The sequence below is a fragment of the Listeria welshimeri serovar 6b str. SLCC5334 genome, assembly GCF_000060285.1.
GTDB lineage: Bacteria > Bacillota > Bacilli > Lactobacillales > Listeriaceae > Listeria > Listeria welshimeri.
Genome location: NC_008555.1, coordinates 1,663,041 through 1,684,066 on the forward strand (window position 1 = coordinate 1,663,041; position 21,026 = coordinate 1,684,066).

Below are 21,026 nucleotides of genomic sequence, written 5' to 3' on the forward strand. Positions count from 1 at the left end.
TGAGTTCCTCCTATATAGTTAAAATGTAATGTACGCTAATCAAAACAGCAACGAATAGTCCTATACAACTCCAAATTAAATGTTTTTCTTTCCACTGACTAACTGTAACTGCAATACTTAACACTAAAAATAAAAAGAGTAGCCAGTTTGGAATGTCAGGCCGATAATTGCTTGTGAAAATAAGATATCCTACTACTACTGCCATTATACTTGTCATCGTAAAACTTATCTTTTGATATCTCATTCACTCAAGCCTCCTATTTATTAATCATAAAACATATGTTCTGTTTTTGCAAGTAGAAATAAAAAAGGCGGAATTTTTATCCGCCTTTGCTTAAACTTATTTCAATTTACCACGAAGTACCATTGGTAAAATCCCGCCGTGACGATAATAGTCAATTTCCACTTCTGAGTCAAAGCGTGCTAGTGCTTTAAATGTGAGACTTGAACCGTCTTCACGAACAGCTGTTACATTTACCAAGTCTCTTGGTGATACTTCTTCGCTAATTGCCACTTGTAAACTTTCTGAACCAGTTAGACCTAATGTTTCTGCGTCTTCACCTGGTTGGAATTGAAGTGGTAAAACGCCCATCATTACCAAGTTAGAACGATGAATCCGTTCATAACTTTTTGCGATAACAGTTTTAATCCCTAGTAAATTCGTTCCTTTGGCAGCCCAATCACGCGAAGATCCCATTCCGTAATCGTCACCAGCAAGAATGACTAAACCAGTACTGTTTTCGATATATTTTCTAGAAGCATCATAAATCGACATCACTTCGCCAGTTGGCCAGTAAGTTGTATAGCCACCTTCTGTTCCTGGTGCGATTTGGTTTTTGATGCGGATATTCGCAAATGTACCACGCATCATCACATCATGATGACCACGACGAGAACCGTATGAGTTAAAATCACGAATCGCTACACCTTGTTCTTGAAGGAATTTGCCAGCAGGTGTATCTTTACCAATGGCTCCAGCTGGTGAAATATGGTCCGTTGTAACAGAATCGCCAAATTTACCAATAATTCGAAGTCCAGATAAGGCTTCTACTTTGCCAGCTTCTTTTGCTAAATTATCAAAGAATGGCGGGTTAGCGATATACGTAGAGTTGTCATCCCATTTATATAAGGCATCCTCAGTTGTTTCAATTGCATTCCAAGCTTCATTTTCGTCAAAAACATGGGCATATTGTTCACGGAAAAGTTCTGGCGTTACAGTTTCTTCAACAAGTGCCTTCACCTCTTCGGAACTTGGCCAAATATCGTTTAAGAAGACTTCTTCGCCATTATTACCGCGTCCGATTGGTTCTGTTAGCATATCAACATTCGTTGTCCCAGCAAGCGCATAAGCAACGACAAGTGGTGGTGAAGCCAAGAAATTTGCTTTCACAAGCGCATGAATCCGGCCTTCAAAGTTACGGTTACCACTTAATACTGCGGAAACAAGCAAATCACTTTCTTGAATAGCTTCTTCAATTTCTTCTTTTAAAGGACCAGAGTTCCCGATACATGTTGTACAACCATACCCAACAAGATCAAATCCAAGTTTTTCCAAATAAGGAAGTAAACCTGCTTTTTCCAAGTAGCCTGTTACGACTTTGGAACCAGGCGCTAAAGAAGTTTTTACGAATTTAGGTACTTCTAATCCTTTTTCGACTGCTTTTTTAGCAACCAAACCGGCGCTTAGCATAACGTATGGATTAGAGGTATTCGTACAGCTTGTAATAGCTGCAATTGCAACGGATCCCGTTTTCATTGTGGATTGGTCGCCGTTGCCAAATGTAACGTTGACTTCTTTGTCTAAGCTAGATTTATCTAAACCGAAACCTTGGTTACCCGCTTTCGCTGTAATCGATTCGCGGAATGTTTCTTTCATTTTGGAAAGTGGAATCAAATCTTGTGGACGTTTTGGTCCAGCTAAGTTTGGTTCAATGGCGGAAAGATCAATTTCCACGATTTGGGTGTAGTTTGGTTCTACTTTTTCCGGTGTGAAGAATAAATCGTTTGCTTCTAAATAGGCTTCTACGAGTTCAATTTGTTCTTTATCACGACCAGTTAATTTTAAATAATTAAGTGCTTCTTTGTCTACTGGGAAAAATCCGCAAGTTGCGCCGTATTCTGGAGCCATATTAGCAACAGTTGCACGATCAGCAAGTGGAAGCGTCGCAACTCCTGGACCATAAAATTCTACAAATTTACCTACTACTTTTTGTTCTCGCAAGACTTGAGTAACTTTTAGAGCAAAATCAGTTGCAGTAGCACCATTTGGCAAAGCACCGAGTAATTTCACCCCAATTACTTCTGGAATTGGAAAATAAGAAGGTTGACCGAGCATACCGGCTTCGGCTTCAATACCACCAACACCCCACCCTAAAACGCCAATACCGTTAATCATAGTCGTATGGCTATCTGTTCCAACAAGGGAATCTGGGAACGCTACAAATTCGCCGTCTGCCACTTCATTCGCAATAACGACGTTTGCTAAATACTCTAAATTAACTTGGTGAACAATACCAGTTGCGGGTGGAACGGCACGGTAATTATCAAATGCTTTTTGCGCCCAGTTCAAAAATTGATAACGCTCCATATTGCGTTTGAATTCCAGTTCCATGTTGATTTTAAGTGCTTCTGGATTGGCGTAACTATCAACTTGTACAGAGTGATCGACTACTAAATCAACGGGGATTTCTGGATTGATTTTTTCTGGATCTCCGCCAAGATCTGCCATTGCTTTACGTAAGGAAGCTAAATCAACGACTGCTGGAACTCCAGTGAAATCTTGTAAAATAACACGAGCCGGTTTAAAAGGCACTTCCCCTTCGTTGCCATCTTTTGACCAGTGCGCTAAGTCTTCTACGTGTGCATCCGTAATCACTCTACCATCTGCTTGTCGTAATACAGATTCAAGTAAAACACGTACTGAATAAGGTAACTTTTCAATGTTAGTAAGCTTGTCCTCTTCTAAGGTTTTTAGTTTGTAATAATGATATGTTTTTTCGTTCAATTTAAACGATGCTTTTGCTTTTTCTTTCCAATTAGTCATCCACGTTTCCTCCTTCAATTCTTGAAACGATTGGTCTCTCATCTATTGTACTGAAAAAAAAGCGATAAGTAAACAAAGAGAATCCGCCATATTTCAATAACTTTTTCTTATAACAAAAAATGAATGACAACAGCCTGCCATTCATCTTTACTTTATAAACCTAAATTTGTTAATGCTTGTTCTAGTGAGCCGAATGATTTAAGCGTAGAAATATTAGAACCTAGCTTAATTGTACGTTGTGCAAAGTTTGGTTGCATACCGGAAAGTATTGGTGCTAAGCCAATTAATTTAAATGATTGAATCATATCTTCCATGTGCTTCGTTGCAAAATCATCTTTTAACACTGCACTCGAAAAATCTATCACTATTGTGTCTAAATTTAACTTATCGGCAGATTCGACTGCTTTTTCTTTCATAAAATAACCTCTATCATCATCTAAACTTCCAACAATAGGTAACACTCCGATGGAAGAAGTGATTGGGATGATACGCGTGGATAATTGAATAATTTCTTTACGCTGAGCTGCAACTTGATTTCTATTTTCTTCCATAAAGCCTTCTAAAAGTTGTTGCTGAATGGAAGCAAGTGTATCTTTTATATCGAGCATAAATTGAATAATATCCGACTCTGTAAAACAAACTTCTTCTGTTTCTCTCCATTTAAGCAAACTAGTTATAATAAATTTGTCGATTTCACTCATATGTTGATGGATTTTTCTTATGTCCGTTTTATCATTAAAACGTCTTTTACCGATATTCTCAAAATCGAGTTTTTTTACTCCAGTTATTTCATCGATAATCATGCCACAAGATGCTGTACTTAAAGAGCGAATGGATTCTTCGCTTTCTCCACTACTCAGCCTTAACTTAAATTCATCTGTTTCAATATAATAATTTTCATAAAACATCTTAACTAATTCTGAACGACGACTCACTAAAAACTGCTGAATTTGCATAAACTTCTCCTTTTTTACGTCGATATTATCTTGCAAAAATCAAGATATTATCTGCATGTAAGTTTTCAATCATTTTATTTACTTGCTCATCAGTTAGATCGAAATCTTCTAGAAGTTTTTTGACAGATTTATCATCTGTTTTAGAGAACCATTTTGCAAAAGGACCCGCTGCATATAAAGCACCATACTTTGGATTATATGCTTGTGGAATAACAATTGCGCCACTAAGGGATTGGAGTATACCTGAAATAATACCGAATGCTTCTTCATTTACCGGGCGTTCGATTTCGATATTTTCTTTTTCTGCTAATGTTTCTAAGTTTTTATTGTGTTTTGATTTGGCTAGAACAGAGATATCTTCTTTTTCATAGCCCTCACTTACTAATTTATCAATGATTTCCTCAGCTGCTGCAACATTTTGAACCGCGAATACTTCCCATTTTTTCATTATTTGTCATCCCTTCCATTATCCAATTGTAAAATTTGCTTAATTTCTTCTGTACTTAACTTGCCTAGCATTTGTTCGCCTGGTTGGATAAGTTCATCCACTAATGCTTGTTTTTTCTTTTGTAAGTCAAAGATTCGTTCTTCAATTGTTCCTTTAGTAATCATTCGGAACACTTGGACGACACGTTTTTGACCAATTCGGTGTGCGCGTCCGGTTGCTTGTTCTTCCACGGCTGGATTCCACCATAAATCGTATAAAATGACAGTATCTGCTCCTACAAGATTTAGTCCAGTGCCTCCTGCTTTTAGAGATATTAAGAAAATATCATTCTCTCCTTCATTAAAAGCATTTACCATATCCAACCTTGTTTTTGCAGGTGTTTTACCATCCATATAAAATAGTGAGTGACCTTCTTCTTCTAATTTACGGCGAATAATTGCAAGCATACCCGTGAACTGAGAAAAAATTAGTATTCGTTTACCATTTTCTCTAGCTGTCTGTATTGTATCAAATAACTGTAACAATTTACCAGATTCACCTTGATAATTTTCAACAAAAAGGCTCGGGTCACAACAAATTTGGCGTAAACGTGTTAATCCTGCAAGCAATTTAATTCGCTCTTCCCCTGCATTCCCATTACTTTCTTCTAAATCAGCTTGAATTTTTTCTAAGTAAGCCAAGTAGATCGTCTTTTGTTCATCTGTTAATTCAGAATAAAGATTGGTTTCGATTTTGTCAGGTAGTTCTTTTACTACATCCTGTTTTAATCTGCGTAGTAAAAATGGACGAATCATTGTAGCAATTTTGTCGTACGAAATTTCTTTGAATTTACGTAAAGACGGGAAAAATCCTGGCATTAATGTTTGGAATATAGCCCATAGTTCATCAATACTGTTTTCAAGAGGTGTTCCACTTAATGCAAAAACATGATTTCGCTTAAGTGCGCGAACAGCTTGTGACGCTTTCGTATGATAGTTTTTTATCGCTTGTGATTCATCAATGATAACACTCGAAAAAGGAATATCCGCCAAGTTCATTATATCTTGGCGAAGGGAAGGATAGGAAATTAAATAAATATGTCCATGTTTGATTTCTTCCATTTCTGCAATACGTGATTGTTTTGTTCCATGTAAAACAGTCACAGGAATGTCTGGCGCAAATTTTTCTAATTCACTTTGCCAATTATATAGTAGAGATGCTGGAGTAATAATTAGGACTGGTTTTAAATTTGGATTATCTTCTAACTCAGAGGCTAAAAAGCTAATCGTTTGTACGGTTTTACCAAGCCCCATATCATCTGCCAAAATACCGCCAAGATTATATTTAGCAAGTGATTTCATCCATTCGAAACCAGTTAACTGATAATCACGCAACTCGGCTTTTAACCCTTTTGGTAAAGAGAAACTGTCTTCGGATTGAGTGGTTATATCTGTTAGTAATTCACGGAACGAACGACTGAATTTATGATGTTCGTCTTGCGTTCCTGCGCCTAAAATATCATAAATTTGCATCCCGCGATAAAGCGGTACTTGCATATTTGGCTGCACATCTTTTTTACGCACTTCTAACATTTGTAGTACATCTTCCATTTGTTTATAGTTTTCTGATTCAAGGGACAAGAAACGACCACTTCTGAGGCGATGGTAGCTCCGTTTTTCACGCAAAGATTCTAGGACACTTTGGACTTCTTCTTCCGGAATGCCCTTGAAATCAAATGAAACGGATAAATAATCATTATCTCCTGAAACATCTAACGTCGTCACTGGCCGCACATTATCTTCTACCATTTCTTCTAAACCATCTTCCATATAAATCTCCGCATATTCAGCGAGTTTTGGAATAGTTCGATAGTAAAATTGGTATAAATCTTTTTCTTGTTTATTAACGACCATTTTTGTTCCTGAAAAATGAACAGGTGCGCTCTCAATAATATTCATTACCCGTGCTTCTTTTTCCACATCACGAATCATGATTTTTTCATTTTCTTCTTCAGTGGTCGCAAACGGATCAAATAATTGATTGCCATAGTGGTATTCAAGCCGTAACGTATGCTCTCCGTATTCAAGCGCAATAAATAATTTACAATCAAGTGGTTGCTGCGTAATCCGGTCTGAAATAGAGTCATCTAGTTTTAATTTCCCGCTTTTTTGTAAAGCTGGTAAAACATAAGAAATCACTTCACTCAATTGCGATTCTGAAAATTGCACAACCTCATTTTTCGTAACTTTATGAAATTCCATTAGTGGTTTTAACGATTCCCATACTTCTTTTGCTGGGATGAAAAAAGTTCCATCAAAGAAAAGTAATTGATAAGCCTCAAAAAAGATGGCCTGTTGTAAATCTTCCATTTCTAGTTGGTATTTATCAGTGGCGCTTTTTTTAAGTTCAAAAATGAAATCCAGGTTGTCATGGCGAACATTAATTCCGCGATATTTAATATCTTCCACACGTTCTTTCATAATAATACAAGTTGTATCCCGTTTTGTGAGAAGTTCCAGCAACTCACTTGCCATGCTAGGAGGAATGGTTAAGTTCTTCTCTTCTGCATAAGATTTCGACCAATAAAAAGAATCCGTATCATACATTTTGGCAATTTCACTAATTTGAAGTAGTTTATCCAAAATTTGTTTATCTTCTTCTCCAAAAAAATGTTCATTTGGATCATAGGCGAAATTCTTGGTAAATACAAGCCACTGTCGATCACGAATTGCAGCTAAGAATGTATTCATATTTTTCACAACATAAGTTCTGTCCGTACCCACTTTGACTTCAATAGTCATAATATAACTAGAATCATCCTGTTTTAATCGAATGATGTATTGGGTTTGAAGCGGCGTTTTATTCGTATTGTCTTCTTCCACTTCAAGTTGTTGCGCCATATTTTGTTGAAAAAGGGATAGAAGTGTATTTGATTCTTGCGTGAGAATTCGATTTTTAAAATCTTGTTTGGCTGCTTTTTGTTTTTCTTTTTCTATTTTTAAATGTGTAGCATAGATATGCTTACAAATAGCATTTAATTGAAAATCGGCGCAGCTACATGCAAAACTCTCATTGCCAGTATCTTCTACGACATTTTGATCAATAAAATACGTTAAAAAATGGTCCGAGGCGTCTTTTTCACGAAACTGAATGATTTCTCCGTCTTCCATCAGTTTTTTTCCAGCCTGTTTCACACTATATGGAATCATTTTATTTTGAATTGATGTAAAGTGCTCCATTACTTCTTCCTCCCAAAACCGTCCGTTACTCTAAACTACTATTATATAGGAAAAGACGAGTGACGGCAACGCAAGCGGTCTTTTAGCTACTAGCAGTAACAAATTTAGTAGTACTTCCATGGTTCGTCGCAGTCACTTCAAGCCTTGCTGAAATTCTTTCTTTAAGTTCAGGTACATGAGAAATAATACCAACAAGTCGACCATTTTCTTGTGTTTCCAGCAAACATTCTACCGCAACTTCAAGAGATTCAGGATCCAGCGTACCAAATCCTTCATCAATAAACATTGTTTCAAGCGAAATCCCACCAGCCATTTCTTGGACAATTTCAGCAAGTGATAAAGCAAGCGCTAAAGAAGTTTTAAAACTTTCCCCGCCCGAAAGAGTCTTTACATGCCGCGTTAATCCTGTATATTCGTCAAATACTTCTAATTCCAAGCCACTTTGGACATTTCCTTTTGCTTTTTCCATTTTTCGTTGCAATTCAAAGCGCCCACTAGTCATTTTCGATAAACGATGATTTGCTCGTTGGATAATCGTATCTAAAAACATTGCGAGAATGTAGCGTTCAAAAGTTAATCTACGCGCATTTTTGCCTCTTGCTGCATCTGCTAATAGACCAATATCTGCATAGTCTTCCTCCGCCTTCTCTACAGCTTGTATACTATTTTGATAGTTTAAAACTACCTCTTTTTGTTTAGTAACTAATTCCCGTTGTTTCATCGTACTTTCTTCCGCTTTTGTGAGTTGTTGTTGTTTTTCTTTCATACTAAACTCTAGTTGTTCCAAATTTGGTTTTTGTTTATTCTTAAGTTTTTCTGTTAAATCAGCTTGACGTGAAATGGCTAAATGACGTTTTCGTTCGAAGTTTGTCACTTTTTCTTCTTGTACTTTCAGCTCATCTACAGACATTAATGCCTGCTTATATGATTCATACGTCGGAAAATCATTTTGTTTCATTGCTTCTTTAAAAATTTCACGTTGTACTTGTAATGCTTCTTGCGCATCTGCGGTTGTTTTTTGGGCAGATTGTAAAGTGGATTCTAGTCGAGTAATGTCTTTATCTGCTTGCCTAAATGAAGCATCCACTTGCTCAGCTTGTTTAAGGTGCGTTTCAATACTTGTAGTTAGTTCATTCTTTTTCTTATCAAACATTACTTTATCTCTTAAATCTACTGGGATGGACTCTTCTAAATAGCTTAATTTCCCAGTAGCTAGTTGTACTTGTTGATGCGAATTTTCAACTTGAAGAGCAATATGGTTTTTTACTGTTTCTGTTTCATTTTGTTTATTCTTTAATGTTTCCACATTTGATTGAACAGTTGCTTTTTGGGCTGTTTTAGTTTGTAATTGGTCAATTTTTTTTGCTAAATTTTCAGCTAGCAACTTATTTTCGGCTAGGATTTGTTTTGTTTCATCTAAGTTCACTTCTGTGACATCTGCCCATTCATTTAGTTGCCATTCTAGTTGATTGATGGATTTTTCCGCCTCATTAATTGCTAATTCTTTTTCATGTAATTGTCCTTTAGCTGCTTCCAGTATTTCAAAATTGGCTGTTTCTCCAAATTCCGCAAGCTTGGGGTGTGATACAGAACCGCAGACAGGACAAGCATCCCCCTCATGTAAATGTGTCGCAAGTGACGCGGCTTGTTCTTTTTGCAGATTTGTTTCTTGTTGTTTAATTGTTGTTTCTATGGTAGTTTTCTCTGTTAAGAGTTGGGCTAATGTTTGTTCTTCTGTTTGTTTCTCTAAATCCCATGCTGCCATTTTCGCTCGTTTATTAACTAGTTCTTGATTTTTTTCGATGAGTGCTTTGACGGTTGTATGTTTATTAATGGCTTCTAAGTGCGCAAGTTCCGCTTGATTTATTTCTGTTAATTGAGATTCTGCTAACTTTATTTCTGCTATTACATCCTGCTCCGTTTTCATTACTTTTTCCAAGTGGTCCGTCGCTTCTTTCCATTCCATTTCAGCGCGCCGTTTTTGAATGATTACAGTCTCGAATTCCATTATCTTCGGTTCCATTTCTTCTAATTGAAAAAGAGTACGTTTATTAGTTTCTAGTTCTTTTTCTTGTTCAGCGAGTGTTTCTTTTTGTTTTTTTGCATGTAAAAATTGTGCTTTCACTTGTTCTGTCGCGGTAGCAACTTGTTTTTCTGTATGTTCTGCTGTTTCTAATTGCTCTTTTAAACGAATACATAGTGCATCTTGAGACCGTATATTGCTCGCTCTTTTGGCGGCTTCTATTCGCCCTTCTATTGCTCGGTAAACTCCTTGTTCAGCTTCTAGTTTAGCTACTTCTTCTATATATAAATCTAAATTTTGCCAATCAAGCAACTGTTCTTTAGCAAGTGTCACTTTTTCGACGGCTTCACTTGTTTGTTTCCGAATAATGCTTAATTCACTTTCTAATTCCGCTAAAACCGTTTGCTCTTTTTGAATGGCTTCTGTTTGTAAAACACTAATTTCGCTTGTTGTTTTCCCAGTAATTTCCACATCTGGTAAACTAAGTTCGGCGAGTTCTGCCACTTTTTTTCGAGCTTCAACTACTAAAATTTCGGCTTCTTTTTGCTTTTCCCATAATAAATTCTCCACTTTTTCATAATACACTGTATGAGCTAAACGTTGTAAAATCGCTTCTTTTTCTTTACTATCTGATACGAGTAATTCTCTAAATTCACCTTGTGGAATCATTAAAATTTGTCTGAATTGATCCACATTAAGTTGAATTAATTCTTCCATTTTCGTATTGACATCACGAACTGAACTCGCAAGTAACTTCATTTCATCGCCAATCAGTTCATATAATTCAGCTTTTTGAGGAGATGTTGTCGTTCCATTCCCGCGCTGCTTGGCAATTTCTTGTTGCGGAATGCGGCTAATTTGATAAATCTTGTCTTTTAATCTAAAAACAAGCGTTACTTCCGTTATTTCTTTATCCGTCGCAAAATGACTACGCATCGAAAAGCTTTCTCGATCAAACGTATTTGCTTTACCAAAAATCGCAAAACTAATGGCATCAAAGATAGTGGATTTACCAGCGCCAGTTTTACCAGAGATAACAAAAATCTGTTCCGTTCCTAGTTTTTCAAAGTCGATTACTTCTTTTTTAGCATACGCTCCGAAAGCTTGCATCGTTAACTTAATTGGTCTCATTCAACTTCCTCCTTTCTCGCTTGTTCAAAAACATCCACTAACTTTTGTTTTTGTGTTTCGGTTAATTCTGTTCCATTTACATGCTCAAAAAATTGCCCAAATAGCTCTAAATCATCTTTTTTCATGATTTCTTCAAAGCTATCTTCCGTTTCTTTTAATGTTTGTTTTGTTCGCTCTAAATGTAAAATATTGGGATAGAATTGGCGCAATTTGCCCATTGGATCAATTAACGCACCTTCATCCATTAAATTCACTTGAAAGAAATCATTCGGATTCGGCACCAAATTTTCTGTAAGTTCCGCTAGTGTTCCAGAAATTATACGCATATCATGTTTTGGTGTTAGAGAACGTTCTGTCACACTAATAAGTTCTTTTCCTTTTATTTCTACAATCCGCACACTTTTAACATCATTTGCTTCTGAAAATGAATATTTTAAAGGCGAACCACTATAATAGATAGACGGATGGCGGATCGCATGCGGATGGTGCAAGTGACCCAGTGCAGTATAAGTAAAACCATCAAAACAATCTGTAGAAACACGGTCGACATTCCCAATTGCAAGTTGACGCTCTGAATCACTCGGAATTCCTCCAGAAACAAATGCATGACCAACCAAAATCTGCGCCTTCGTTTGATCCCATTTGGAACGAATTTGTTTCGTTACAGCTTGCATCGCATCTTCAAAACTACGAATCGTATTATCTGCAAAAACTTCCCGAATAATTGCTGGTTCATGATAAGGGACCAGCCACACTTCCGCATCCATAAAAGGAATCGCTTCAAACTGAGAGGTACATTTTCCTTTCATATATAACTTACTACTTTCATACCACTGGCTACCGAATGCAAGTCGCTCGGCACTATCATGGTTTCCGCTAATTGCGAATATCGGTATTCCAAGCTCTACATTCCATTTCACTAAAATATCATTTAATACTTTAACCGCATCAGCAGGCGGCACAGCACGGTCATATAAGTCTCCCGCTAAAATTAGTGCATCGACTTGTTCTTCCTCGGCAATCTTCGTTATTTGTGCCAAAATATATTCTTGTTCCGCAAGTATCGAGATTCCTGATACAATTTTCCCTAAATGTAAATCAGCTGTATGTAAAAATTTCATTAGCTTCCTCTTTTCTTTTTCTCGGAGATTATTTATTTTTAATGCAAAACTCATCATTTTTAAGTATACTAGATATAGTTTAAAAAAATAACTAGCAATACTGGGAGTGAAGAAGTTGTTTTATCATTTCGCAAAAAACCTCGTTCATTTTATTTTAATTATTATTGGTGGACGATTTCAAGTACAAAACAAAGAAAAAATTATTGAAGCACCTTATGTTGTTGTGTCTACGCATACGTCTTGGATTGAAATCTTGTACCTTGGTTTCGCCCTATCACCAACACCAGTGCATTATATGGCCAAACAAGAGCTATTCAAAGGAAAATTCCTTAACTGGCTAATGACACACCTTAACGCCTTCCCTGTCAATCGTGATAATCCTGGACCAAGTGCCATCAAAGCACCAATCCGGATGCTAAAATCTGGCAAAGTAGTTGGGATTTTTCCGAGTGGTACGAGAAAAACAACCAACCTTCATTTAAAACGCGGCGCTGTAACAATCGCTCATAAAGCAAAAGTTCCTATGTTGCCCGCTGTTTATGATGGACCAAAAACATTTGGAGAGATTTTAAAACGTAAAAAAATCATTATTCGTTTTGGTGATCCAGTATTATTCAATGATACCGAACTTGACCAAAAAGAGCTACTAGAAGTTAAGTCTCAAGAATTAATGGCGACATTCGAACAGCTTCAAAATGAAATTAATCAAACAAAAAATAAATAAAACAAAAGACAGCTTCCGCTCGGGAAGCTGTCTTTTGTTTTATCAGGAAGCTGTATCAGTTGTGATGCTTGAAGGATTAAGTCCAGCATCTTTTAATACGCCAGCAATTGCTTCATCAGCTTTTGCCATTGCTTCGTCTGCTTTTGTTGTATCACGACCACTAGCTTTAAGTGCATCTGCTTCTAATTTATAAGCATCACTTAATTGTTTAACAGCTGCTTTGAAATCATCCTTGTATTTACCAAGGTCTGGTGTTTTTTCACTAGCAAGTGCTTCAGAAACTTTAAGTGCTGATTCACTAGCTGGTTTTGCAAGAGCTGCAAGGTCTGCTTCAGATGGTTTAGGATCTGCGCCAACTGCTCCTACATAAGCGTTATAATCGCCATTGTTTTCATTAATAACGTTTACTAAATCCATGTAATAATTTAATACGTTATCTTTATCGCTTGTTGTTTCTTTTTTTGTGTCTTCTTTTTTGTCGGAATTACTAGAACCAGAACAAGCCGCAAGCGACAATCCTAGTGCTAAAGTTAATACTACTAATAACCATTTCTTCAAGTTAATGTCCTCCTTTTTTTCAAGCCAAACTCGGAAGCCCTTTTGTAACTGGCCGCGTCAGTCTCGGATATGCTTCACCCATCCGGCAAGTAACATTACTCACGATGTAACATTATTCATTATAAGCTATTCGCACGGCATTTTTCAAGCTGTTTTAGAAAATGCTTTCACTATTATTCATACTCGCCACTAACTTCTACTTTACTTAGCTCTTTTTCCGTATTTTTATATTGGAAATACATCACGATGCGCCAAGGTACAATCATTGCAAATGCCATTATCCAGAACATCCCAGATAACTCTCCCACTTCTAAACTACCACTAATCCAGTACTTAATGAAAATTCTAATGAGTAAAAGTCCCATCAAAATAACTGGAAAAGCTTTTGTACGCTTAATAAATACATATTGATGTCGAACTTCAAATTTCGTTGTCCAAATCAAAATAATAGAAAATACAAGTCCCATAGCAACCGCTTCTAAAATATCAACTAACGAAACACGGAAAAAAGGAATAACAAACATAAGTGCGCCTGTTGACATCATAATTGGTGGTATGATAATCCCTTTCACACTTGCTGGGCGCTTCGATGCTTTCATTCTTATCATGATAATTCCAGCTCCAAAAACAAGTGTAATGATAATTGAAATGATTAATGACACGTTTAATTCCCCCTACTAATCTGCTGTAACACTTCGCTCCTCATTATATTCCTTTTACCGTTTGAAATAAAATTCTCTGCTTAAAGTGCTTCGTCTAAATCCATTCCACTATTTTGTAATTGATACATCGAATGGTACACTCCTTGTTCTGCAATTAAAGTGTCATGTGTCCCACGCTCAATGATTCTTCCTTTGGATAAAACTAAAATTAAATCGGCATCCTTAATTGTCGAAAGTCGATGCGCAATCGCAATCGTCGTGCGTCCTTCCCTCATCCGTTTTAACCCCGTTTGAATCAAGCTTTCCGTTTCTGTATCAATATTCGCAGTCGCTTCATCTAATACAAGAATTTGTGGATTTGTGACCACTGTTCTAGCAAAAGAAATCAGCTGTCTTTGTCCACTTGAAAAGGAAGCCCCGCGTTCAATAACTTTATGCTGATACTGATCTGATAAAGTTTGAATAAAACCATCTGCTTGAACAAATTTCGCGGCATCTACAATTTGTTCATCAGTAATGTTTTTATCATAGAGACGAATATTTGTATTAATATCGCCATAAAACATAAAACTATCTTGTAAAACAAGTCCTGTTTTCTTACGTAATTCAGCAATTTCATGTGACTTAATTGACTTTCCATCAATTAAAATATCTCCGCGTTCAAATTCATAAAATCGCATCATTAAATTAATAATCGAGCTTTTACCACTCCCGGTGTGACCGACAAGTGCTACAGTTTGCCCTGGTTCCGCCGTAAAGCTAATATTTTTAAGGACATCACGCCCACCTTCATAAGCAAAAGAAACATCTTTAAATTCAATTTTAGCACGAGTGATTTTCGCCTCTGGATCGTTTAATTGGGCTGGTACTTCTTCTGTTTCATCCATAATGCGAAATACTCTTGAGGCAGCCGTAATCGCTTCTTGATACATTGCGAGTCGTTCCATTACATTATAAATTGCTTCTAAAAAACGGTCAAAATAACTAATGAACGCATAAATGGTACCAATCGCAACTGGTCCAATTAAAGATTCCGCACCGAAAAAGCTAAGAATAATCACAACGGCTAACGCATAAATCAAGTCAATTGCTGGGCCAAGTAATAAGGCATTAAATTTAATGTTTTTCATACCAACATCGTAATAATCTTTATTAATTTTCTCAAATTCTTTGACTAAACGACGCTCTTGATTGAATTGTTGTACAATGGACATTCCAGAGATAGATTCAGCAATTTTTGCGTTTAATTGGCTTAATTTTTCTCGTCTTGCCCGGTAGAACTGTGAACTATATTTCCGATAAACAAAAATAATAAAAACAATAAGCGGAAATAAAAGCAAACTATAAAGGGCCAATTGAACATTGAGAGCAAACATCGCCGCATAAATACCAACCAGCATAAACAAACTTTGAATCGCTGTTGAAAGTACGTTAATGAACATATCTTTCACAGCTTCTGTATCATTTGTTACACGCGAAACGATACTTCCGGCAGGCGTTTTATCAAAATAACGCATACCTAGTGAATGAAGTTTGGTAAAAATATCAATCCGCATTTGTTGGACTATTTCAAGCGCAATTTTTTGGAAATAAAGCAATTGGAAATACCAAACAATAGATTTCCCAATCGTTAGCCCAAGATAGCCCGCTCCAAGAATGAGCAAAGCTTTCATTTCCAAATTCATTGGCGTTAAATAATCATCCAAAAATATTTTAATCAAAATTGGTGCGAACACATCTGCAAGCGTCACAAGAAGAACGAGCACCCCAGTCCAAATCAAACTTGGAATATGATATTTTGTATAGCTAAGCATTCTTTTTAATACTTCACGATGTTCTTTACCGGACATCACTAACATTTCATCTTGCTCATTCATTGCTTCCATCTGCTGCACCCCCTTCTTCCAAAGCTTCCTCTAGTTGTTGCTCACGGAACATTTCCGCATACCAACCATCTAGTGTCATTAACTCATTATGCGTCCCTCGTTCCACAACTCTCCCTTTATCAATAACAATAATCAAGTTAGCATGTTCCACAGAACTGAGTCGGTGCGCGCTAATGATTGTTGTTTTATCAGAACGATTTTCTTTTAAGTTAGATAAAATCTGTTCTTCTGTTTTAGCATCTACCGCCGAAAGTGCATCATCCAAAATAAGCAATTCTGGATTCATAATTAAGGCACGTGCAATTGCAAGACGCTGTTTCTGTCCACCAGAAAGCGAAACTCCACGCTCCCCAACGACTGTGTCATAGCCATTTTCAAAACCAAGAATATCTTCATCAACTGATACCAGTTGCGCGATTTTGCTTACTTCTTCTTGCGACGCATCTGGTTTCCCAAAACGAATATTATCCCGCACGGTTGTTGAAAATAAAAATTGATCTTGTGGTACATAACCAATTGCTTCTCTTAATGCTCGAACAGTATAATCTTGAATTTTTATATCAGTAAAAGTAATTTCGCCATCATACGAATCATATTCACGCATTAATAGTTTGAGCAGCGACGTTTTCCCTGAACCAGTTCGTCCCACAATACCAAGTGTTTCTCCAGATTTTAAATCAAAATCAATATTAGACAAAACTGGCTCACTTTCATCAGGATAAGTAAAAGCGTTAATTTTCACTTGCAAATTACCTTCCGGAACAACATCAATCGCATCTTCTTGATCAAGGATATCTTCTTTTTCTGCAAGTAAATGTTGGACACGATCATAAGAGGCGTTCCCGCGCTGAATAATATTGTATAAGAATCCAAATGCTAGCATCGGCCAAATTAATAAGAATAAATAATTCGAAAAGGCAATTACTTGTCCAATTGTCAATTCTCCATCCACCACAAATTTTGCGCCAAATCCTAAAGAAAGTACAAATGAAATTCCTACAATAATGGAAATCATCGGATCAAACATTGCATCCACTTTCGCAACAGAAATATTTTTTTGAACGACTCCTTTTGTTTGTTTAGCAAAATCTTGAATATCTTCTTTTTCCTGACCAAATGTTCGTGTAACTTTTATACCTGAGATACTTTCTTGAGTTTTATCATTTAACATGGAAAAAGCTGCTTGCGCCCCGTGGAATCGGTCATGTAGTTTTTTCCCTAGAATCGAACTTCCAAGTACCATAAACGGCATTGGAAGTAAGGCAATTAAGGTTAGACGCCAATCAATAGTAATCGCCATCGTTGCAATCACTGTTCCTCCAGTTAAAACCGAATCCGATAACGTCAAAACACCGATTCCAGCTACTTGTTGAATAGCAGTAATATCATTTGTTGCATGTGCCATTAAATCTCCCGTCCGATAACGTTGAAAGAAAAATGGCGACATCTTCGTAAAATGTTCAAATAATCGTAAACGTAATGTCCGTTGTAATTTGTTATCAGAACCAAAAATTAACATCCGCCAAACATAGCGACCACCATAAGCGAGAACAGCAGCCACGACTAGAATAACCATCCATTTAATCAATTTATCTTTTGTCAGTGAGTCGTTCGTCACCGCATCCACCGTAAAGCCAATTATCTGCGGCGGAACTAACTGCAAAAGCGCAATTGTAAATAGAATTGTTACCCCAAACGCATAAGATTTCCAATTTTCTTTAAAAAACCAACTTAATGCTTTAAAAATTTTCAAACAATGATCCCTCCCTTTTTTCCTTAAATTTGGACAAATAAAAATAATGGACCTCTTTCTGCCCATTATTACCCGAAAAAATATAATTATTTGTCACCACTTTGTATAAAATAAAACCAAATTAAAGGAGAGCTCCCTTGTTCCTGAAATGGTCCGGTGAGATAAATTCTATTTTTAAGCGCAATAATGTCTTGTTTGAAGCCGTAATATAATTATTCATCGTCCATTCCTCCTTTGTTTTATTATGCAACGTTATTAGTTTAACCGATTTTTTTTGAAAGCGCAACAAATAATTGCAAATTGTTTAAAAATTAATTTTATTAGCTTTCAAGTAGTTTTATCATTCCAGTTTAGTTTTTAGTCCTCTGATGATTACTTTTACTAACCAAATAATGAACAGAAACAAACAACTAATGATAGATGTCATCAAAAATGTCCTTAACATTATTTGAATATTTAATTCTGTTGCTTGCATGATGAAAAAACCATAAAGCAATACAAAAAATGACAATCCTAACCAAATTTTTTTCATTTCAATACTCCCTTTTTTAAAACATAACGGTATTTGAAATATCGTTATGTTTCTTAAAATCATTGATTGTTTTATTCGGTGGCTTGATTTTCCACTGCTTTTTCATAGGTATCAAACTCTTCTGTTTGAGCAACTGCTTTTTCACTATCCATATTTTTTGTTTTTTCATCAAAAGATATCGTGGAATTCGCACCCGAAACTAATAAAGAGCCATCATCTTGTTTATACGCAGTAAAAATATAAACCTCACCAACTATCGGAAGTTGATCATCTTCAAAAACATCATAGGCAGATCCATCTTCACGAATCCCTCCCTGCTTCTCCAGTGAAATTTCTTTATTTGTTTCTAATTCATTTTTTAAATTAGAAATAACTTCTATTTTATATTGTGTATAAGCTTCTCCAATATATTCGATAGAGCCATTTTCTTGTTCCATTGGGGTTTTATTTTTATAGATTGTTTCCGTTTCTTTCTTTACTTTCGCCACAAAAACATAATCTGCATCTGCTACTACTTCATTTGGATTGTCTACATCTAATGTATAATCAGAATGAATTGCATATGTTGGAATCTCCTTTTTTTGAGCTTCTGGTTTGTCTGTATATAGATTGATAGCTAATAAACTACCAAGGCCTAGAATTGCTATTGTTCCACCAATAACTCCCATTGTCATTTTTTTCATGTTAAGTACCCCTTAATTAGTATTTTTTGTATGCTGCATCATAAGATTGTTTGTCATTAGTAGATAAAGTAGTTCTTGAAGTCCCATATGAATACATAATATCTACAGAAGTATTATGCGCTAAACGCAGACCGTGCCCTAGTTCATGAGTTGCTACATTTTGCTTGCCCGCATTATTTATTTTGTCCATATTCTTTTTATTAAATGTGATCTTACCGTTACTGTATGTTGTTGCATTAATATTATTTGTAACAGAAACATCACTGCAGTAAACATCCGATTTATTTGTAGCTGAAGCTGGTCTAATAACTCCTTTTTTATAGGCATTCCAAGTATTTGCTCCATTTTTTACGAAAGACATATACTTTGAATTTCCGGAATAATCCATGTGTTTACTACTATCCACCAAATCCCAACTATTGATTTTTGCTGCTGCACTTGCTTCTTGACCTGGTATTAACATAGTTCCTACACATGTAAATACTACTAACAATGCTAAAATTTTCTTCATTTTTCCGCTCCTCTTTTTAATCCTTTTTTGATAAAAATTAAACTTCATCTTGCCTTTTAATCTTTTAAAACTAATTTTTTTGTGAGCATATAATTAATCCTAGAAACTAGTCGAATTTAACATTCTTTTTGACTTGAATTAAATTTATTATCGCCAACAAAGTACCCATAAAACTTAAAAATGTTGCTATATAAAATGCTGGTTCTAGTAAAATAACTATCACTGCATAAAAATACTCTTTAGTAACATAATTTCCAAATTGAACATTCGCGCTGGTTAAGTGAGCAAAAGGAATAATATAAAATTAACTTTATTCCTAAATATTGACTCCTTTTTTGGAATAAATAGCGAGCATTTTCTGGAAAAAGATCACTATTCCCGCTCCTATGAAAAAGCCAATATTATACAAGATTAAATCAGCCAAATCAAAGACACCGACATGAAGAAATACTTGTAAAGCTTCAAATATAATGATAATAATTTCAAAAACAATCCATCTTTTTATAAAATTGTTCCATATAGGAATAAAAGTCAGCAAAAAATATAATGGCATGAAAATAATCATATTAATAAAGAATATTAACCAAGAAATCTGATTCATTTGCAAATCATTAATAAAACTTATAAGGTTAAAATTAATCATTGTTTCTACATAAATGGCCCCATCCGGTCTTAATAATCCTAAAACCAAGACAAAAAAATACAGAAAAAGTAATAAATATCCATCCCATTTAGATTGAAAATTAAAGACCATTTTCAATAAAATATAAATTGCTAACAGCATAATAAAGAATGCTAAAATATTCTTATTTAAACTTTCCATATTGCCAAAATAAACTGGTAGTATATTAAAAAAAAAACTTTAAAAAACAATAGATAACTAATTCCAATACTTAAAAGAAATAAAATTGCTTTAGTACAAATAATCTTGTTTGTCCAAATATTTTTTTCTGCCATGTAATGCTCCTTAGATGATATAAATAATGTCGTATACAAACTGTAACACGTATATGAAATGTATAACCAAAAATGTAATGAAATGTCCGATTCTTGTCATGAACGACTTAAAAAGACCATTAACTCACTTCAAATCCACTCATTTTAGTTTCTTTTCATCTCTATAATACATTTAACAACTCAATATGAGTGTTTTCATGGTTTTTATGCATAATAAAACTCATTTGTCACAAAACGTTCACCTTTACCCTATCATAATAATGAAATCACTCCTCATTTCAGAAGAATACGTGTGAATTGTCAGATTTAAAACGTATAAATATTCATTAAAACTGAATAAAATAATAAAAAAACAACCTCACTATTTTAGTGAGATTATTTTTTAAAAACCCTCAGTTCTTTTTTCTATTTTTCTTTCCCATTCAACCATTTACCTATAAAATATAGAACTATTGATAAAATTACTAATGAAATAAATCCTAGGTTTTTAGGAAGAATTTCTTTAATTACAATTAAGTAAGTCCATCCCAAAACTATTGTTGCTACTACAATATATTCGATAATTTTATTTATTTTCATTATTGGCGCCACACACCCGAAACAATATACTGAGGTCCAAATGGAATACTAACTCTTGTTATTCTCACCGCATAGCCATGTTTAGCACTAGTGCCTAAAACGCCAATAATTAAAAATGTTATAATTTTTTTCATTTTCATTCTCCTTTTTGTTTTTATTTTTGATATAAACTTACTGTAGCATAAAATAGGATTGTATAACCAAAAATGTAATGAAATTTCCGATTCTTCTCATGAACGAT

At 35.3% G+C, this 21,026-nt stretch carries 17 protein-coding genes; 1 reads left to right on the plus strand and 16 read right to left on the minus strand.

From position 1 onward, the window contains the following. Positions 1-10 precede the first annotated feature (10 nt). The 7 genes from LWE_RS08335 to LWE_RS08365 form a co-directional block, all read right to left on the minus strand. Positions 11-244, minus strand: a complete 234-nt coding sequence (locus LWE_RS08335) for a hypothetical protein (protein WP_011702440.1) — start codon at positions 242-244, stop codon at positions 11-13. 96 nt (positions 245-340) lie between these two features. Beyond that, positions 341-3,043 (minus strand): aconitate hydratase AcnA, encoded by a 2,703-nt coding sequence (acnA, locus tag LWE_RS08340; protein WP_011702441.1) that lies wholly within the window; start codon positions 3,041-3,043, stop codon positions 341-343. 152 nt (positions 3,044-3,195) lie between these two features. Continuing rightward, positions 3,196-3,999 (minus strand): STAS domain-containing protein, encoded by an 804-nt coding sequence (locus tag LWE_RS08345; RefSeq protein WP_011702442.1) that lies wholly within the window; start codon positions 3,997-3,999, stop codon positions 3,196-3,198. Between the two features lie 25 nt (positions 4,000-4,024). Next, positions 4,025-4,447 (minus strand): general stress protein, encoded by a 423-nt coding sequence (locus tag LWE_RS08350; RefSeq protein WP_011702443.1) that lies wholly within the window; start codon positions 4,445-4,447, stop codon positions 4,025-4,027. Then, positions 4,447-7,665 (minus strand): DEAD/DEAH box helicase, encoded by a 3,219-nt coding sequence (locus LWE_RS08355; RefSeq protein WP_011702444.1) that lies wholly within the window; start codon positions 7,663-7,665, stop codon positions 4,447-4,449. Before LWE_RS08355 ends, LWE_RS08350 begins: the two co-directional genes overlap by 1 nt. An 82-nt stretch (positions 7,666-7,747) precedes the next feature. Beyond that, on the minus strand, positions 7,748-10,819 hold the full coding sequence (locus LWE_RS08360) for an SbcC/MukB-like Walker B domain-containing protein (protein WP_011702445.1): 3,072 nt from the start codon (positions 10,817-10,819) through the stop codon (positions 7,748-7,750). Beyond that, positions 10,816-11,940, minus strand: a complete 1,125-nt coding sequence (locus LWE_RS08365; protein WP_011702446.1) for an exonuclease SbcCD subunit D — start codon at positions 11,938-11,940, stop codon at positions 10,816-10,818. Before LWE_RS08365 ends, LWE_RS08360 begins: the two co-directional genes overlap by 4 nt. A 115-nt stretch (positions 11,941-12,055) precedes the next feature. Here LWE_RS08365 and LWE_RS08370 point away from each other — a divergent pair, with 115 nt between their 5' ends. Then, the gene (locus LWE_RS08370; RefSeq protein ID WP_003762533.1) at positions 12,056-12,664 is read left to right on the plus strand and encodes a lysophospholipid acyltransferase family protein; all 609 of its coding nucleotides are present in this window, start codon (positions 12,056-12,058) and stop codon (positions 12,662-12,664) included. Positions 12,665-12,706: 42 nt separating this feature from the next. On the opposite strand, the gene LWE_RS08375 is transcribed toward LWE_RS08370, so the two are convergent. The 9 genes from LWE_RS08375 to LWE_RS14860 form a co-directional block, all read right to left on the minus strand. Next, complete coding sequence (locus LWE_RS08375; RefSeq protein ID WP_011702447.1) at positions 12,707-13,222, minus strand: hypothetical protein; 516 nt, start codon at positions 13,220-13,222, stop codon at positions 12,707-12,709. Positions 13,223-13,395: 173 nt separating this feature from the next. Beyond that, on the minus strand, positions 13,396-13,884 hold the full coding sequence (locus tag LWE_RS08380; RefSeq protein WP_011702448.1) for a CcdC family protein: 489 nt from the start codon (positions 13,882-13,884) through the stop codon (positions 13,396-13,398). Positions 13,885-13,964: 80 nt separating this feature from the next. Next, positions 13,965-15,770, minus strand: a complete 1,806-nt coding sequence (locus LWE_RS08385; RefSeq protein ID WP_011702449.1) for an ABC transporter ATP-binding protein — start codon at positions 15,768-15,770, stop codon at positions 13,965-13,967. After that, positions 15,754-17,523, minus strand: coding sequence for an ABC transporter ATP-binding protein (locus LWE_RS08390; RefSeq protein WP_041176353.1), 1,770 nt, complete (start codon positions 17,521-17,523; stop codon positions 15,754-15,756). Before LWE_RS08390 ends, LWE_RS08385 begins: the two co-directional genes overlap by 17 nt. 603 nt (positions 17,524-18,126) lie before the next feature. After that, a complete protein-coding gene (locus LWE_RS08400) occupies positions 18,127-18,738 on the minus strand; it encodes a hypothetical protein (protein WP_011702451.1) in 612 nt (203 codons plus the stop codon). Positions 18,739-18,754: 16 nt separating this feature from the next. Then, positions 18,755-19,249 carry a zinc metalloprotease gene (locus LWE_RS08405; protein ID WP_011702452.1) on the minus strand — a complete coding sequence of 165 codons (495 nt, stop codon included), beginning with the start codon at positions 19,247-19,249 and terminating at the stop codon, positions 18,755-18,757. A 316-nt stretch (positions 19,250-19,565) separates the two neighbouring features. Next, positions 19,566-20,072: a hypothetical protein gene (locus LWE_RS08410; RefSeq protein ID WP_011702453.1), complete on the minus strand. Its 507-nt coding sequence runs from the start codon at positions 20,070-20,072 to the stop codon at positions 19,566-19,568. A gap of 539 nt (positions 20,073-20,611) precedes the next feature. Then, positions 20,612-20,785, minus strand: a complete 174-nt coding sequence (locus tag LWE_RS14440) for a hypothetical protein (RefSeq protein ID WP_011702454.1) — start codon at positions 20,783-20,785, stop codon at positions 20,612-20,614. Further along, the gene (locus LWE_RS14860) at positions 20,785-20,919 is read right to left on the minus strand and encodes a hypothetical protein (protein WP_258319486.1); all 135 of its coding nucleotides are present in this window, start codon (positions 20,917-20,919) and stop codon (positions 20,785-20,787) included. Before LWE_RS14860 ends, LWE_RS14440 begins: the two co-directional genes overlap by 1 nt. Positions 20,920-21,026: the final 107 nt, after the last annotated feature.